This window comes from Arthrobacter sp. 179 (assembly GCF_052379645.1).
Taxonomy (GTDB): domain Bacteria; phylum Actinomycetota; class Actinomycetes; order Actinomycetales; family Micrococcaceae; genus Arthrobacter_H.
In genome coordinates this window covers 89051-104602 of sequence record NZ_JBQSYU010000001.1, presented here as the reverse complement: position 1 = coordinate 104602, position 15552 = coordinate 89051, and the positions used below count along the sequence as shown (strand labels likewise).

Here is a 15552-nt window from a genome sequence, read left to right as displayed (position 1 = left end):
TAATTAGATGATGAACCCGTGGCGTTGTACATCGCTTATTAGGTTGGGGTAACCTAACTTTCGTACATTTCCGGAGTCGCGCCGGACCCCTGCGGGACCGCATCACCTAAGGATCCTCATGCCCCTTCCCTCTCTCCGCTCCTTCGGGGCGACCGTGGCCCTGACCGCCGCGTCGGCCCTCGTGTTGACCGGCTGTGCCGGCGGCGACGCTGCCGCCGGCAACGGCCAGGAAGCCTCCTCCGGTGAGACCGCCGGCTTCCCCGTGACGATCGACAGTGCCCTGGGCGAAGCAAAGATCCCCGAGAAACCGGAGCGGGTCATCACCCTGGGCCAGGGTTCCACCGAAACCTCGATCGCCCTGGGCACCATCCCCGTCGGGATGGAGGAATATGCGTGGGCCGCCGACGACACCGGCTACCTGCCGTGGATCCACGACGCAGTGGAGGACGACGGCGGGGAGCTGCCCGAACTCGTCGGGGCCGGGGAGAAGCTCGACATGGAAAAGATCGTCGATCTGGAACCGGACGTCATCCTGGCCCCCTGGTCCGGTCTGACCCAGGAGCAGTTCGACACCCTGGACGCGATTGCCCCGACCGTCGCCTACCCGGATCAGGCCTGGAGCATCGACTGGGATGAGCAGATGGACATCGTCGGGCAGGCGCTGGGAGAGGAAGCCGAGGCCCAGGACCTGGTCTCCGACCTGAAGCAGCAGCTCTCCGATGTCGCCGAGGAGCACCCCGACTATGCCGAGCACACCTTCTCCTACATCTACACCACCCCCGACACCCTGGGGGTCTTCAAACCCACCGAGCAGCGCGCCGCCATGGTCAAGGCCCTGGGCCTGAAGGTCGACGCTGCCGTGGAGGAGATGGAGGAGACCGAAGGCACCGATTCTGCGGTCATCGGCTACGAAAATGCCGACCAGCTCAACGACAGCGACCTGATCTTCACGTTCTACTCCGACGCTGCAGCCCGCAAGCAGGCCCTATCGAATAAGCTCTACGCCCAGATCCCCGCCATCAAGCAGGGCGCGGTGGTCGCCAGCGAGGACAACGCCTTCGTCACCGCCTCCTCGATGATCAACCCGCTGACGGTCCCGTATGCCGTGGACCGCTACCTCCCGATGATCGACGAGGCCATCGAGCAGGCCGGAAAGTAACCCCGCCATCAGCACCCTCGGCACCACCACCGACGGCACGCGGCAGGCCCGGACACCCCGTCCGCGCCTGCCGCGCGGGGTGCCCGTGTTCGTGGGCTGCCTGCTGGTGTTGGCCGTCGTCGTCCTGGCGAGCCTGACCCTCGGCTCCAAGCCCACCACCCTGACCCAGGTCTTCGATGCCCTCGGCGGTCATGCAGATCCCTATCTGGCCGCCGTGTTCGACGCCCGCTACCAACGCACCCTGCTCGGCGTCGCCGTCGGTGCCGCCCTGGCCGTGGCCGGGACCCTGATGCAAAGCGCCACCCGCAACCCGCTGGCCGACCCCGGCCTGCTGGGCATCAACGCCGGCGCCGCAGCGGCCATGGTCACCTGCACGGCACTCTTCGGCCTGACGTTGGGATCCCCCGCGGCGGTCTGGGTGGCCCTGGTCGGGGCCGGGATGGCAGCGATAGTCGTCTACGTCGTGGGCACCGCGGGATCCAGCAACGCCAATCTGGTGCGACTGATCCTGGCCGGTGCCGTCGTGACCGCGGTACTCACCGCCTACGTCCAGGGGATCGCGCTCAGTCTGCCCCAGACCTTCGACAACTACCGTTTCTGGGTCGTCGGCTCCCTGCACCATGGCGCCTACGCCCAGCTCTTTTCCGTCCTGCCGTTCCTGCTGCTGGGTCTCGTCATGGCGTTCGCCGTCGCCGGAGGAATGAACGCACTGGCCCTGGGGAACGACGCCGCCACCGGACTCGGCGTCCATACGGGGCTCATCCGGGCCGGAGGGCTCGGGGCCGCGACCCTGATGAGTGCCGCCGCCACCGCCGCCGTCGGGCCGATCGCCTTCATCGGGTTGGCCGTACCGCATATCGTCAGGGCCCTGGTCGGACTGGACATGCGCCGCCAACTCATCGGATCCCTCCTGGTCGGGCCCGCCGTGCTGCTCGCCGCCGACGTCATCGGCAGGGTGTTGCTGCGCCCGCAGGAACTCATGGTCGGCGTCGTCACCGCTTTCGTCGGGGCCCCGGTCCTGCTGCTGGTGGTCAGGAAACTCGGGGACCGCTCATGAGTGATCTGACTACGCGCCCGGTATCCCGGGGGGACGACGAAGAGACCACTCCCGGATCCGCGCAGGAACCGGCAGCCCGGCCACCACGGCACCGGGAACCAGAGCCAAGGCCTGCGGCGGTCGGACCCGTCCTGCGGCTGGGCCACCACGTCGCACTGCCGGTGTCCCGACGCCCGCTGGCCGTCGGGTTCCTGCTGGTGGCCGCAGTGCTGGCTGCAGGATTTGCAACCTTGACGATGGGCGGACTCGGGATCGAGCCGTCCAGACTCCTCGGGGCCCTTTTCGGCGGGGCCGAGGACGCCAAGCAGGCCTTCGTCTTGGGAACATTACGTGGCCCGCGTCTGGTCGTGGCCATCGGGGCCGGGGTGGCGTTGGGCCTCTCGGGGGCCCTGTTCCAATCGGTGACCCGCAACCCGTTGGGCAGCCCCGACGTCATCGGTGTCAGCGCCGGGGCCGGTGCGGGCGCGGCCCTATTCGGCCTGCTGCTGCCCGGTGCTGCCTCGATTCCGGTGGGCTCGGTGCTTGGTGCTGCTGCCGCTGTAGGACTCGTCGCCCTGGGCACCGGAACCGGATTCGGGAATCCACTGCGCATGATCCTGGCCGGCATCGGGGTCTCGGCGATGGCCGCCGCCTTCACCCACTATGTCGTCTATCTGGTCGCCCGTGACCAGGCGACCATGCTCTCGGCCTACCTGAACGGAAGCCTCGAAGCGCGATCCTGGGAACACGCAGCCATCGTCGGAATCGTGCTGGCCGTCTGTGCGATTCCCTTGGCGTTGTTGAGTGTCCCGCTGGCCTTGAGCGAAATGGGGGACGACGTCGCCCAGGGGCTCGGTTCCCCGGCGGTGAGTACCCGCCGTCGTGCCGTCCTGCTCAGTGTCATCCTCGCCGGCGGGGCGGTCGCCGTCGCCGGTCCAATCGCCTTCATCGCCCTGACCGCCCCGCATATAGCACGACGCCTCGCCGCCAGCGGGCGACCCCAATTGCTGCTCTCCGGGCTGACCGGCGCCGTGCTCCTGGTGGCCGCCGACCTCGTCGCCCAACAAGCCCCCTGGGCGAAGGCGTTGCCCGTCGGGATCCTGACCCTGGCCATCGGCGGGGTCTATCTGGGACTCCTGCTCGTCCACGAATTCAGAAAGGGGCAGACATGAGCCGCCCACCCGCCGAAACCGGCCACCGCGGTCCGCTCCTCTGCGCCGAAGCCATCCGTCTGGGCTACGGGAACCGCACCATCGTGGAGAACCTGGACCTGGACATCCACGCCGGGGACTTCAAGGTCATCGTGGGCCCGAACGGTTGCGGCAAGTCCACCCTGCTCAAGGCCTTCGCCCGCGTCAACCGGCCCGCCGCCGGAAGGATCACCCTGGACGGGGAACCGGTGGCCCGCCTGCGCGGGCGGACCATGGCCCGCCGGGTGTCGTTGCTGCCCCAGGGCGCCGTGGCCCCGGAGGGGATCACCGTCGGGGAGCTCGTGGCCCGCGGACGCCACCCCCATCACACGCTGCTGCGTCAATGGTCCCCGGCCGACGACGTGGCCATCTCCGCGGCCCTGGAACGCACCAGGCTCCTCGGATCGGAGCAGACGCCCGTGGCCTCCCTTTCCGGGGGCCAACGCCAGCGGGCCTGGTTGGCGATGGTGCTGGCCCAGGACACCGACATCATCCTGCTCGACGAGCCGACGACGTTTTTGGACATCGCCCACCAATACGACCTCCTGGAGCTGTTCGCCGAGCTCAACCGGGAAGGCCGGACGATCGTGGCCGTGTTGCACGATCTGAACCAGGCGGCACGCTTCGCCTCGGATCTGGTGGTGATGAAGGAGGGGGCGATCCGGGCGCACGGAACACCACGGTCGATCCTGACGTCGGAACTGGTGCATGGGATCTTCGGCCTGGGGGCCGAGATCATGGACGACCCGCAAGCGGGCACCCCCATGGTCGTCCCCCACCTCCGTGCCGGCGTGGGGGATGACTAGGAACTACCGCCCCAGGTGGTCCACCAGCTCAGCGGCAATCCCGTTGTAGGTCCCCGGGGTCAGCTCCTTCAAACGGGCCGACGCCTGTTCGCTCAACCCCAGGCTCGACACGAATTCCTTCATCCGGGTCGCGTCCACCCGGTGTCCGCGGGTGAGCTCCTTGAGCCGTTCGTACGGGTTCTCCATGCCGGGGACCCCGGCGATGGCCTCGGCCCGCATGACCATCTGGATCGCCTCGCCCAACACTTCCCAGTTGTGTTCCAGGTCGTCGGCCAGGACCTCCTCGGCCACGTCGAGGCGTTCCAGCCCCTTGGCCACATTGGAGATGGACAGCAGGGAGTGGCCGAAGGCGGTGCCGATGTTGCGCTGCGAGGAGGAGTCGGTGAGGTCGCGCTGCCAGCGGCTGGTCACCAGGGTCGCGCCGAGGGTGTCCAGCAGGCCGTTGGAGATCTCCAGGTTGGCCTCGGCGTTCTCGAAGCGGATCGGGTTGACCTTATGCGGCATCGTGGAGGACCCGGTGGCCCCGGCCACGGGGACCTGGGCGAAGTAGCCGATGGAGATGTAGCTCCACACATCGGTGCAGAAATTGTGCAGGATCCGGTTGTAGCGGGCGACGTCGGCGTAGAGCTCGGCCTGCCAGTCGTGGGATTCGATCTGGGTGGTCAGCGGGTTCCAGTCCAGGCCGAGGCCTTCGACGAACGTGCGGGAGACCTCCTGCCAGTCGGTGTCGGGGACCGAAGCGTAATGGGCGGCGTAGGTGCCGGTGGCGCCGTTGATCTTGCCCAGGTACTCGGTGCGTTCGATCCGGTCCAGCTGGCGGGTCAGCCGCCAGGCGGTGACGGCGAGCTCCTTGCCCAGTGTCGTCGGCGTGGCCGGCTGGCCATGCGTGCGCGAGAGCATCGGCACGGTGCGGGTGGTCTCGGCCATGGCGCCGATCTGCCCCACAAGGGCCCGGGCTGCGGGGAGCCACACCTGCGTGACAGCGTCCTTCACCCCGACCGCGTAGGAGAGGTTGTTGATGTCCTCGCTGGTGCACCCGAAGTGCACCAGCGGGGTCAGATCCTCGATGCCGATCCCCGGCAGGCGGCGGTTGATGTAGTACTCCACGGCCTTGACGTCGTGGACGGTGATGGCCTCGATCTCGGCGAGTTCGGAGACCGAGTCGATATCGAAGTCGGTGACGATCCGCCGCAAGGCCGTGATCTGCTCGGAGGTCAGTGGGGAGACGCCCGGAAGCGCTGACCGCGAGGTCAGGTGGATCAGCCATTCGACCTCGACGTGGACCCGGTTTCGGTTCAGGGCCGCCTCGGAAAGGTGGTCGACCAGCGGGGCCACGGCCGGACGGTACCGTCCGTCGAGGGCGCCAAGGGCCAGCGGTTCGGATGCAAGGGAGGTGCGCGCGGATTCAGCCATGGGGCCCATTGTTTCATGAGCCGTGCCCGGGGCGGGACCGGATGACCTCTCCCGCGGCGGGCCGGGCGCGCGGATATCCACAAGAACGACGGCGGGGCCTGTGCCGGTCCGGTGCTTCTCCTACCGTGGGGGTATCCGCGGCGACATGGAGACCTCGGACGGGGTCCGGAGGCGGGAGGGGTGCTGGTGGATCGTGAGGTGATGGAAACCAGGACGCGTCTGGCGCTGGGGGAGGTCTCCGAAGCCAGGGGGCAGTTGTTGGCCGCCTTGAACGTGGACTGGCGGTCCCCGGCCGGGATGGCCTACCGCCGCCGGCTCGAGTCATGCCTGGGCCAGCTCGAGGCCCTGCCGCGCGAATTGGAGGACGCCTTGGTGGCCTTCGCCAGTGAACGGGCCTCCGCGCTGGCCGGTGCCCCGTGAGCCATTCCAGCTCGGGGGGTTCTCCCAGCGCCGACTTCCAACTCGACGAATTCGAACGCGCCGCGGCACGGCTGGCCCGGGCCGGCGAGTGTCTGATCGCGGCCCGGATGCTGATCACCACCGCTCTGGCCGATGCCGGGCCCCCGGTCGCCGTCGAGGGGCGGTTCCTCCCCTCCGCGGCCGAGGCGTATCTACGCTCGGGGAACCAACTGGCGATCGGGGTCGGCGACACCGTGGAAGAGTGCCGGGCCGGGCTCGATGCCAGCCGGGCAATCTATGAGCAGGCTGAACGCAGGGCGGCCTTGAAGGCCTATGAGCAACGCTCCGCCGTGCTACCTGCCGCCGTGCAGGACCGGTTCTCCTCCAATCATGGCCATCCGGATACGCAGACCACCGAGGACCTGATCAATGCGGCTCCCGGTTACGGACTTCCCTGGTTGCTGCTCGGTGGCCGGCCCGCCTCGGATCCCTCGATGGCGGCCGCGTCCTCGGTGGTCGCCCGCCTGCTGGGGGATCGGGATCATGGGGGCCCCTTCCGCAGCGGGGTGGCCGAACGGATGGCCATCGGGCTCTCCGGGCTGGCCGCCGTGCGATGGATCTTCAATGTGCGGACCATTCGCCTCGGGGCCGTGTCGACGGCGGCACCGGAGGCCTTCGAGGGCACGGTGCCGGACCTGATGGATCTCCAACGCCGGGCGGAGGCGCAGGTCTCGGGGGAGGGGGCGGTGCTGGTCACCACCACCCGGACAGCGCGCGGGCCCGTTCATGTCCTGACGATCCCGGGGACCCAACCGGCCCGGCAGGGGCGGTACTGGGCCTCGAGGAATCCCTTCGACGAATCAGGCATCGTGGAGGGGACCGGGATGGGCAGCAGGCAGGTGGCCCAGGCCGCGGCCGAGGCGCTGGACGCGTCCGGGGCCCGCCCGGGGGACCGGCTGGTCATCACCGGATACAGCCAAGGGGGGATCCATGCGGCGAACCTGGCCGTGGATGAGGACCTGGTGGCCCGGTACGACGTCGACTACGTCGTCACCACCGGATCGCCCGTCGGCAGCACGGTGCTGCCCGAGGGCACCCGCGGGCTGCACCTGGAGCATGTCGATGACATGGTGCCGGGCCTGGATGGCCGCCCCAACCCCGAGAGCAGCAACCAGGTCACTGTGCACTTCGAGGGGTATGCCCCGGATACCGATCTGCAAGCCGGTGGGTTCGGGGCCGCGCACCAGCTGGGCAACTACACGCAGCTTTCAGGGGAACTGGCCACCAGCGACGACCCCGGCGTCGTGGAGGCCCGTTCTGCCCTGGGGACCCTGTTCGCCGGCGCCACCACGGCCACCGTGACCACGGTCAAGCTCCGTCGCGTGCCGTCGACCGGGCCACGCAAGGCCCGGATCAAACCGGTCCGCCGCCCGCCGGGGCGCCCGAGACATCGGGCCTTGGACAGCACCCCGCCGCATTAGAGGCGGCGTGGGTTCCTAGCGGTCGTGGCGGTCCGGGACGACCCAACCAATCAGTGCCGAGACGATGCTGATGATGAGCGAGCCCAGGACCGCATCCCAGAAGAACGTGTCCACATGCAGGCCGATGGGGGTGTAGCTGCTCAACCAGGAGGTCAGCAGCAGCATGGCCGCGTTGATGACGATCGCGAACAGCCCCAGGGTCAGGCAGGTGATGGGTACCGAGAGGAAGCTGATGATCGGGCGGACCACGGCGTTGACGATCCCGAAGATCAGGCCGATGAACAGGTAGGCCACCACGGTGCCCGCACTGTCGTTCCCCGTGGCTTGGCTCGCGGCCGAGGAGCCGACGGAGATCCCCGGGATGATCCAGGCGGCGGCAGCGAGGGCCACGGCGTTGACGATGACTCTGACGATGAAGCGCAGCATCCTGCCATCTTTCCATACCGCCACCCGGAGGACCGGTGTTTCGGGGGCCGGTGGATCGGCGAGCCATGCCGGGGTCCGGGCGGCGGGGGAGGCCGTGGCGACGCTAGGGTAGAGACATGAGCAATAAGAACCCCGCCACCCCCGTCAAGGTGCAACCACGTCCGGTGCTGGATCTGCTTCCGAAGTATGCCGCGGGCAAACCTCCGACCGCCGTCTCCGGCCTCACCTCTTATAAGATGTCCTCCAACGAGAACCCGCTGGGTCCCGTCCCGGCAGTCATGGAGGCCATCCGCGAGGGTGTGGACTACAACAGGTACCCGGACCCGCTGGCAACGAAGCTACGCGAATCACTGGCCGGATACCTCGACGTTCCCGCCGAAGACATCGTCACCGGCGCCGGCAGCCTCGGCGCGCTGACCCAGATCCTGCAGACCTTTGCCGGCCAGAACGACGATGACGTCGCCGATGAGGTCATCTACGCCTGGCGCTCCTTCGAGGCCTACCCGATCGTGGTCCAGACCACCGGCGCGGATGCCGTGGAGATCCCGAACCTGCCCGACGGGCGTCATGACCTCGACGCCATGGCGGCAGCCGTGAATGCCCAGACCTCCGTCGTGATGCTCTGCACCCCCAACAACCCCACCGGCCCGGCGCTGACGACCGCCGAGGTGGAGAAGTTCATCAACTCGGTCCCGGCAAACGTACTCATCGTCATCGATGAGGCCTATAACGAGTTCGTCCGCCTCGAGGATGCCGTCGACGGCATCGAGATGTACCGGAAGTACCCGAACGTCGTGGTCCTGCGAACCTTCTCCAAGGCCCACTCGCTGGCCAACCTGCGCGTCGGCTACTCCATCTCGCATCCGTCCATCACGCAGTACCTGCGCGTCATCGCCACCCCGTTCGCGGTATCCAGTCTGGCCGAGAAGGCGGCGGTCGCCTCGATCGAGAACATCGACCAGGTTGTCGAAAGGGTACAACACCTGGTCGACGAACGGACCCGTGTCGTGGAGGGTCTGCGGGCCATCGGCTGGGAGGTCCCCGACCCCCAGGGCAACTTCATCTGGCTCGACTTCGGGGCCGATACCCCCGATTTCGCCCGGGTTGCCGACGAGCAGGCACTGTCCGTGCGGGCCTTCGGTGTCGAGGGCCTGCGGGTGAGCATCGGCGAGGAGGAGGCCAATACGCGTTTCCTCGAGGTTTGTAGCAAGTATCCAAAACGACCCGCCGTTTCCTAGCCGGTAGCCGGTTCCGGCCACGGGCCCACGGGCCAGTAGGCTGGAGTGGTATTTCCGTTATATGCCTCCTGCGGAACCTATGCCGCGGGAGGCATATTTCTAAGTGAAGGGTACCCACGCGCATGACCTCAACCGCCCAGGCGGCCGCGGCACCGGAGCTGATCCAGTTGCTGACGCCGGATGGAGAACTCGTCACCGACAGCGAGTATTCGCCCTATCTGGCGGATGTGGATGCCGATGCGCTCCGCGGCTTCTACCGCGATATGGCGCTGACCCGCCGGTTCGACGAGGAAGCCACCGCCTTGCAGAGGCAGGGGCAACTGGCGCTCTGGGTGCCGTTGCGTGGCCAGGAAGCCGCGCAGATCGGTTCCGGCCGGGCCACCGAAGCCCGCGACTACCTCTTCCCGACCTATCGCGAGCATGGCGTCGCGCTGACCCGCGACGTCGATTTCCCGCAGATGCTCCGCGTCTTCCGCGGCATCTCCAACGGTGGATGGGATCCGCGGGAGAACAACTTCCACATGTACACGATGGTGCTGGCCGCCCAGATGCCCCATGCCGTCGGCTATGCGATGGGCATCCAACGCGACCAGGCCGACTGGGACGAGGAGCGTCTGGCGCAGGAGGGTACCGCCGTCGTCGCGTACTTCGGTGATGGTGCCTCCTCCGAGGGCGATACCCACGAATCGATGGTCTTCGCCGCGAGCAACCAGTCCCCGGTGGTCTTCTTCTGCCAGAACAACCAGTGGGCCATCTCGGTCCCCTTCGAGGTCCAGTCCCGGGTGCCGCTGGCCGCGCGGGCCGCCGGGTACGGCTTCCCGGGCATCCACGTGGACGGCAACGACGTCCTGGCCGTGCATGCGGTCACCCGGTGGGCCCTCGAGCACGCCCGTGGCGGCGGGGGGCCGGTGCTGATCGAAGCGCAGACCTACCGACGCAGCGCCCACACCACGGCCGACGACCCCACGAAATACCGCACGACGGACGAAGAGGAATCCTGGGATCTCAAGGACCCGCTGGCCCGGCTGGAGAAGTACCTGCGCGCCGCGGAACTGGTCGACGAGGACTTCTTCGCCCGGCTTTCGGCGGACGGGGATGAGATGGCTGCCCGGGTCCGCCGGGAGGCCATGGACTTCCCGGACCCGACCCTGGCCCAGTCCTTCGCCAACGTCTACGCCGAAGCGCACCCGCTGGTCCGCGAGGAACTGGAATTCCATCGCCGCTACGAGGCGGGCTTCACCGATGCCGACCCGGCAGCAACCCCCGGATCCGGAGGTCCCCGATGACCAGGATGACCATGGCCAAGGCCCTGTCCACCGGCCTGCGCCGCGTGCTGGAGGAGAACCCCAAATCCTTGCTGATCGGTGAGGACATCGGCCGGCTCGGCGGGGTGTATCGGGTCACCGAGGGGCTCATGGCCGATTTCGGGACCTCACGCGTCATCGATTCCCCGTTGGCCGAATCCGGGATCATCGGCACCTCGATCGGCATGAGCCTGCGCGGCTACAAGCCGATCGCCGAAATCCAATTCGACGGCTTCGTCTTCCCCGGGTTCAACCAGATCACGACCCAGCTGGCCAAGATGCGCGCCCGCTCCGAGGGCCGTTTCGGCGCCCCCGTGGTCATCCGGATCCCCTACGGCGGTGGCATCGGATCCATCGAACACCATTCGGAATCACCCGAGGCACTCTTCGCCCATACCGCGGGCCTGCGCATCATCACCCCGTCGAACCCCCACGACGCCTACTGGATGATCCAGCAAGCGGCAGCATGCCAGGACCCGGTCATCTTCTTCGAACCCAAACGCCGCTATTGGCTCAAGGGCGAGGTCGATACCGAGAATCCGGCGCAGAATGCCTTCAGCGCCCAGGTCATCCGTGAGGGGACCGACGCCACGATCGTCACCTATGGTCCGTTGGTCCCGGTGGCCCTGGCTGCCGCCGAGGCAGCCACGGAGGACGGGCGCAGCATCGAGGTGGTGGACCTGCGCTCGATCAGTCCGATCGATTTCGACACCATCACCGATTCGGTCCGCAAGACCGGCCGGCTCATCGTCACCCATGAAGCCCCCACGTTCGGAGGCATCGGCGGCGAGATCGCCGCCCGGGTCTCGGAGCGGGCCTTCCTTTCGCTGGAGGCCCCCGTGATCCGCGTGGGCGGATTCCACATGCCCTACCCCGTGGCCAAGGTCGAGGACCAGTACCTACCGGATATCGACAAGCTGCTCGATGCCGTGGATCGTTCGTTCGAGTACTAGATGCCCGGGACCCCGAACAGCATGCGCCCAAGGAGCCACCCATGAGTACCTTCAACCTGCCCGATGTCGGCGAAGGCCTGACCGAGGCCGATATCGCCTCCTGGAAGGTCAAGACCGGCGACCATGTGGAGATCAACCAGGTCTTCGTGGAGATCGAGACCGCCAAGTCCCTGGTCGAACTGCCCAGCCCGTATGCCGGGGTGGTCACCGAACTGCACGCCGCCGAAGGACAGGTCGTGGAAGTCGGCCAGCCGCTGTTCTCCGTCGACGAAATCGGGCAACAGCCCGGCGCCCCGGCCGAGCCGGAAGCCACGGCCGCCCCGGCGCCCACTGACGGCGCTGCCCCGCCGCCGGCCCCGACCCCCGGGGAAGTGGCCGAGGCGTCCGTCGAGGAGCAGGCCCCAGGCCCGCTGGTCGGCTCGGGCCCGAAGTCGGATCCCGTCCGCCGGCGCCCCCGCACCCGTCCCGGTGCCTCCGCGACCCCGCCGGGCGCCCAAGCCCGCCCCGCACCTGCCCCCGCAGGAACACCGGTGGCCGAAGCCGCCACGAAGCCTGCTCCGACCCCGGGGCCCCCGGCGCCCGAGCGGGTGCTGGCCAAGCCGCCGGTCCGCAAGATCGCCAAGGACCTGGGCATCGAACTCTCCGATGTCCGCGGAACCGGTACGCACGGGCAGATCACCCGCGAGGACCTGACCAACCACCGGCCCACCGGTGGGGCCACGGCGCAGCGGATCACCCGTGAACCGGTGCGCGGGGTGCGCAAGGCCACCGCCAAGGCCATGGTCGACTCCGTGTCCGCCGCTCCGCATGTGAGCATCTTCGTCGATGTCGACGCCACCCGGACGATGGAGTTCATCCAGCGTCTGAAGAAGTCCCGCGACTTCGAAGGCATCAAGGTCTCCCCGCTGCTGATCCTCACCAAGGCGGTCATCTGGGCCGCGGCGCGGAACCCGGGCGTCAACGCCAGCTGGGTGGATACCGGGCAGGGTGCCGAAATCCACGTCAAGCACTTCGTGAACCTCGGGATCGCAGCCGCGACCCCGCGGGGCCTGGTGGTCCCGAACCTCAAGGACGCACAGGATCTGAGCCTGAAGGAACTGGCGATGGCCCTGAACGAGCTGACCACCACCGCCAGGGAAGGGCGGACCCGGCCCGAGGACATGCGCGAGGGCACGCTGACGGTGACCAACATCGGGGTCCTGGGCGTCGACACCGGGACCCCCATCATCAATCCCGGCGAAGTCTCGATCATCGCCTTCGGCACCATCCGGCAGAAGCCGTGGGTGGTCGACGGGGACGTCGTCCCCCGCTGGATCACCACCTTGGGTGGTAGCTTCGACCATCGGGTGGTCGACGGCGATCTATCGGCCCGCTTCCTGGCCGACATCGCCGCGATCATGGAAGAGCCGGCACTGCTGCTCGATTAGCCGCATCCCGCCGGGGATGTCGGATTTCACCGAAGGACCAGGGGAGAGGAACCCATCGTGAGAACCCGGACGCCACCACCAGGGCCCGCCGAAAACGTGGTGCTGCTCGACGCCGACCACCAGGAGAACGGCAGCGCCGACAAGGCGGAAGTACATACCGGGACGACGCCGCTGCACCTGGCCTTCTCCTGCCATGTCTTCGACGCCGAAGGGCGCGTCCTGGTCACCCGCAGGTCCCTGGCCAAGAAGGCCTGGCCTGGAGTGTGGACGAATTCCGTCTGCGGGCATCCCGCACCGGGTGAACCCCGCGAGGATGCCGTGCACCGTCGGGCCGGGTTCGAGCTCGGGATGGAGCTGGGTGCCGTCGAGATGGTCCTGCCGGAGTTCGCCTACCGGGCCGAGGATGCCTCGGGGGTGGTGGAGAACGAGTTCTGCCCGGTGTATTTCGCCCGGGCCGCCTCCGGGGTCGACCCCCGGCCCAGCGAAGTCGCCGAACACCACTGGGTGGCTCCGCAGGACCTGGTCGCCGCGGTCCGCGCCACCCCCTGGGCCTTCAGTCCGTGGCTGGTGTTGCAGCTGGAGCAGCTGGACTCCCGGGAGATCCCCTACCGGGGTCCCGGCCCGGAACCCATCCGATGAGGGACGAAGGACCGTCGATGCCCGAGGCCACGCACGAGCCCGCCCTGCACGGTGATGCGGCCACCGTGGTGCTGTTGCGCGATGCGCCCCGCGGACTGGAGGTGCTGTTGCTGGAACGGCCCTCCCACCGCGGTTCCTTCGCCGGGGCCTGGGTCTTTCCCGGAGGCCACGTCGATCCGGAGGACCGGGACGAGGTCCCGCGGGATTGCCCCGATCCGCCCGCCGGGGCCGCCCGGTGTGCCGGCGTACGCGAAACCCGGGAGGAGACCGGGATGGTGATCGCCCAGGAGGATCTGGCCGCCCTGTCCATCTGGACCCCGCCGCCCAGCGTGCCGAAACGGCTGCTCACCTGGTTCTTCCTGGCGGCGGTGGACACAGAGGCCACCGGGCCGCTCCGGCTCAGTCCCGAGGAGCATGTCGATCACGCGTGGCTGACCCCGGCCGAGGCCCTGGAACGCCACGCCGGCGGGTCCATGGAACTGGTCCCGCCCACCTGGATGACGCTGAACTGGTTGAGCGGCCACCGGAGCGCGGCAGCGGCGGTGGCCGCCGCACGGGCCAGTGAACCGGCGGACTTCAAAAGCGTCGGGGCCCGCAACGACGAGGGCCACCCGATCGTGGCCTGGGCCGGCGACGAGGCCTACGACCTGGACGGGCACCCCGGACCCCCGGGGGCCCGGAACCGGATCACCCTCGATGTCCGGCCGTGGTTCCACGAACAGTCCGCAGGGCAGCGGTAACGAACCGGGGGCCTGGAGGCCCACGGAGGGATCAGGCGGCGTCGATGGCCCGGTTCAACACGACCGCCAGACGCTTGACGCCCTCGTGGATCTTCTCCGGGTCGATGGCGCTGAAGGCCAGTCGCAACCGGTTGTTCGGCTCGTCCCCGGGGGTGAAGGCCGCCCCGGGGATGAAGACGACGCCGTCGTCGATGGCCTCGGCGAGCAGCGGGTAGGTGTCGATCCCCTCCGGGAGGGTGACCCAGATGAAGAAGCCCCCGGTCGGCGTGGTCCAGCGGACCCCTTCCGGCATGAGTTCCTCGAGGGCGGAGAGCATGGCCGTGCAACGCTCGGCATACAGTCCGCGGTAGGCGGAGATCTGGCCGCGCCAGTCATGCCCGTCGAGGTAGCTGGTGATCAGCATCTGGTTCAGGGTCGGTGGGCAGAGCACCACCGCCTCGCTGGCCAGGTAGAACCTGCGGGTCAGGTGCTCGGGCAGCAACGCCCAGCCGATGCGCAGGCCGGGGGCCAGGATCTTGGAGAACGAGCCCATGTAGATCACGTCGTCCGGGTTGTCCGCCCGCAGCGTCGGGTAGGGCTCGCCGTCGAACTTCAGCAGCCCGTAGGGGTTGTCCTCGAGGACGAGGATGTTGGCCTCGCGGCAGATGTCGACGACTTCCTGACGGCGTGCGGCGGCCAGCGAGATGCCCGAGGGGTTGTTGAAGTTGGGGATCGTGTAGAGGAACTTGATCCGCTTACCGGTGGCCGTGACCTCGGCGATGCGTTCACGCAGGGCCTCGGGAACCAGCCCGTCCTCGTCCATGGCGACCGATTCGACCTGGATCTGGTGGGCCTCGAAGGTGTTCAGGGCCCCGACGTAGGTGGGGTCCTCGCACAGCACGACGTCGCCGGGGTCGCAGAAGACCTTGCAGGCTACGTCCTGGGCCGATTGTGAGCCGGCGGTGACCACGATGTTCTCGGGGTCGACATTGGTGATGCCCTCCTCGGCCATGACCTCGCAGATGTGTTGGCGCAGCTCGATGGTGCCCTTGCCACCACCGTATTGCAGGGCAGTCAGCCCCTCCTGGGCGATGAGCTGGTGGGCCATCGTCCCGATCTTCTCCAAGGGAAGCGACGAGAGGTAGGGGTTTCCCCCGGCCAGCGAGACCAGCCCCGGGCGCAGCGAGATGTCGAAGACGTCCCGGACGGCGGATTGCTTGATGTTGGCGGCGCGTTCGGAGAACAGGCTCTCGTGTCGGGTCGAGGCCTCGGCCCGCTCAAGGGCAAGCTCCGATTCGGTGGGCAACGATTCGCGGTCCTGGGCGGTGGGGTTCTCTGCTGTGTTCACCCTCACATCGTAAC

The 15552-nt window shown here is 68.2% G+C and carries 15 protein-coding genes; 12 read left to right on the top strand and 3 right to left on the bottom strand.

All coding sequences use genetic code 11. The annotated features are described in order from the left end of the window. The first annotated feature begins 118 nt into the window (after positions 1-118). From ACT3UE_RS00555 to ACT3UE_RS00540, 4 genes are all read left to right on the top strand, one after another. Positions 119-1159 carry an iron-siderophore ABC transporter substrate-binding protein gene (locus ACT3UE_RS00555; protein ID WP_444555652.1) on the top strand — a complete coding sequence of 347 codons (1041 nt, stop codon included), beginning with the start codon at positions 119-121 and terminating at the stop codon, positions 1157-1159. Between the two features lie 85 nt (positions 1160-1244). Next, positions 1245-2216 (top strand): FecCD family ABC transporter permease, encoded by a 972-nt coding sequence (locus tag ACT3UE_RS00550; RefSeq protein ID WP_444555651.1) that lies wholly within the window; start codon positions 1245-1247, stop codon positions 2214-2216. Beyond that, positions 2213-3367: a FecCD family ABC transporter permease gene (locus ACT3UE_RS00545; RefSeq protein ID WP_444555650.1), complete on the top strand. Its 1155-nt coding sequence runs from the start codon at positions 2213-2215 to the stop codon at positions 3365-3367. Before ACT3UE_RS00550 ends, ACT3UE_RS00545 begins: the two co-directional genes overlap by 4 nt. Further along, positions 3364-4191: an ABC transporter ATP-binding protein gene (locus tag ACT3UE_RS00540; RefSeq protein WP_444555649.1), complete on the top strand. Its 828-nt coding sequence runs from the start codon at positions 3364-3366 to the stop codon at positions 4189-4191. The genes ACT3UE_RS00545 and ACT3UE_RS00540 overlap by 4 nt, the downstream gene beginning before the upstream one ends. A gap of 3 nt (positions 4192-4194) precedes the next feature. On the opposite strand, the gene purB is transcribed toward ACT3UE_RS00540, so the two are convergent. After that, positions 4195-5604 carry an adenylosuccinate lyase gene (gene purB, locus ACT3UE_RS00535; RefSeq protein WP_444555648.1) on the bottom strand — a complete coding sequence of 470 codons (1410 nt, stop codon included), beginning with the start codon at positions 5602-5604 and terminating at the stop codon, positions 4195-4197. 198 nt (positions 5605-5802) lie between these two features. On the opposite strand from purB, the gene ACT3UE_RS00530 reads away from it, so the two are divergent. Both ACT3UE_RS00530 and ACT3UE_RS00525 read left to right on the top strand, forming a co-directional pair. Continuing rightward, complete coding sequence (locus ACT3UE_RS00530; RefSeq protein WP_444566086.1) at positions 5803-6024, top strand: hypothetical protein; 222 nt, start codon at positions 5803-5805, stop codon at positions 6022-6024. Then, entirely contained in the window at positions 6021-7484 is a 1464-nt protein-coding gene (locus tag ACT3UE_RS00525; protein ID WP_444566085.1) for a hypothetical protein, read from the top strand. Before ACT3UE_RS00530 ends, ACT3UE_RS00525 begins: the two co-directional genes overlap by 4 nt. Before the next feature lie 15 nt (positions 7485-7499). On the opposite strand, the gene ACT3UE_RS00520 is transcribed toward ACT3UE_RS00525, so the two are convergent. After that, positions 7500-7910: a phage holin family protein gene (locus ACT3UE_RS00520; RefSeq protein WP_444561157.1), complete on the bottom strand. Its 411-nt coding sequence runs from the start codon at positions 7908-7910 to the stop codon at positions 7500-7502. Between the two features lie 116 nt (positions 7911-8026). Between ACT3UE_RS00520 and ACT3UE_RS00515 the strand changes: the two genes are divergently transcribed. From ACT3UE_RS00515 to ACT3UE_RS00490, 6 genes are all read left to right on the top strand, one after another. Further along, entirely contained in the window at positions 8027-9148 is a 1122-nt protein-coding gene (locus ACT3UE_RS00515) for a histidinol-phosphate transaminase (RefSeq protein ID WP_444555644.1), read from the top strand. Positions 9149-9270: 122 nt separating this feature from the next. Next, positions 9271-10434: a pyruvate dehydrogenase (acetyl-transferring) E1 component subunit alpha gene (gene pdhA, locus ACT3UE_RS00510; protein WP_444555643.1), complete on the top strand. Its 1164-nt coding sequence runs from the start codon at positions 9271-9273 to the stop codon at positions 10432-10434. Beyond that, on the top strand, positions 10431-11405 hold the full coding sequence (locus tag ACT3UE_RS00505) for an alpha-ketoacid dehydrogenase subunit beta (protein ID WP_444555642.1): 975 nt from the start codon (positions 10431-10433) through the stop codon (positions 11403-11405). The genes pdhA and ACT3UE_RS00505 overlap by 4 nt, the downstream gene beginning before the upstream one ends. A gap of 41 nt (positions 11406-11446) precedes the next feature. Next, entirely contained in the window at positions 11447-12832 is a 1386-nt protein-coding gene (locus ACT3UE_RS00500) for a dihydrolipoamide acetyltransferase family protein (protein WP_444555641.1), read from the top strand. Between the two features lie 57 nt (positions 12833-12889). Further along, on the top strand, positions 12890-13471 hold the full coding sequence (gene idi, locus ACT3UE_RS00495) for an isopentenyl-diphosphate Delta-isomerase (protein WP_444566084.1): 582 nt from the start codon (positions 12890-12892) through the stop codon (positions 13469-13471). Positions 13472-13488: 17 nt separating this feature from the next. Next, positions 13489-14211 (top strand): NUDIX hydrolase, encoded by a 723-nt coding sequence (locus ACT3UE_RS00490; protein ID WP_444553914.1) that lies wholly within the window; start codon positions 13489-13491, stop codon positions 14209-14211. Between the two features lie 31 nt (positions 14212-14242). On the opposite strand, the gene ACT3UE_RS00485 is transcribed toward ACT3UE_RS00490, so the two are convergent. After that, positions 14243-15538, bottom strand: a complete 1296-nt coding sequence (locus ACT3UE_RS00485; RefSeq protein WP_444566083.1) for an aminotransferase-like domain-containing protein — start codon at positions 15536-15538, stop codon at positions 14243-14245. Positions 15539-15552: the final 14 nt, after the last annotated feature.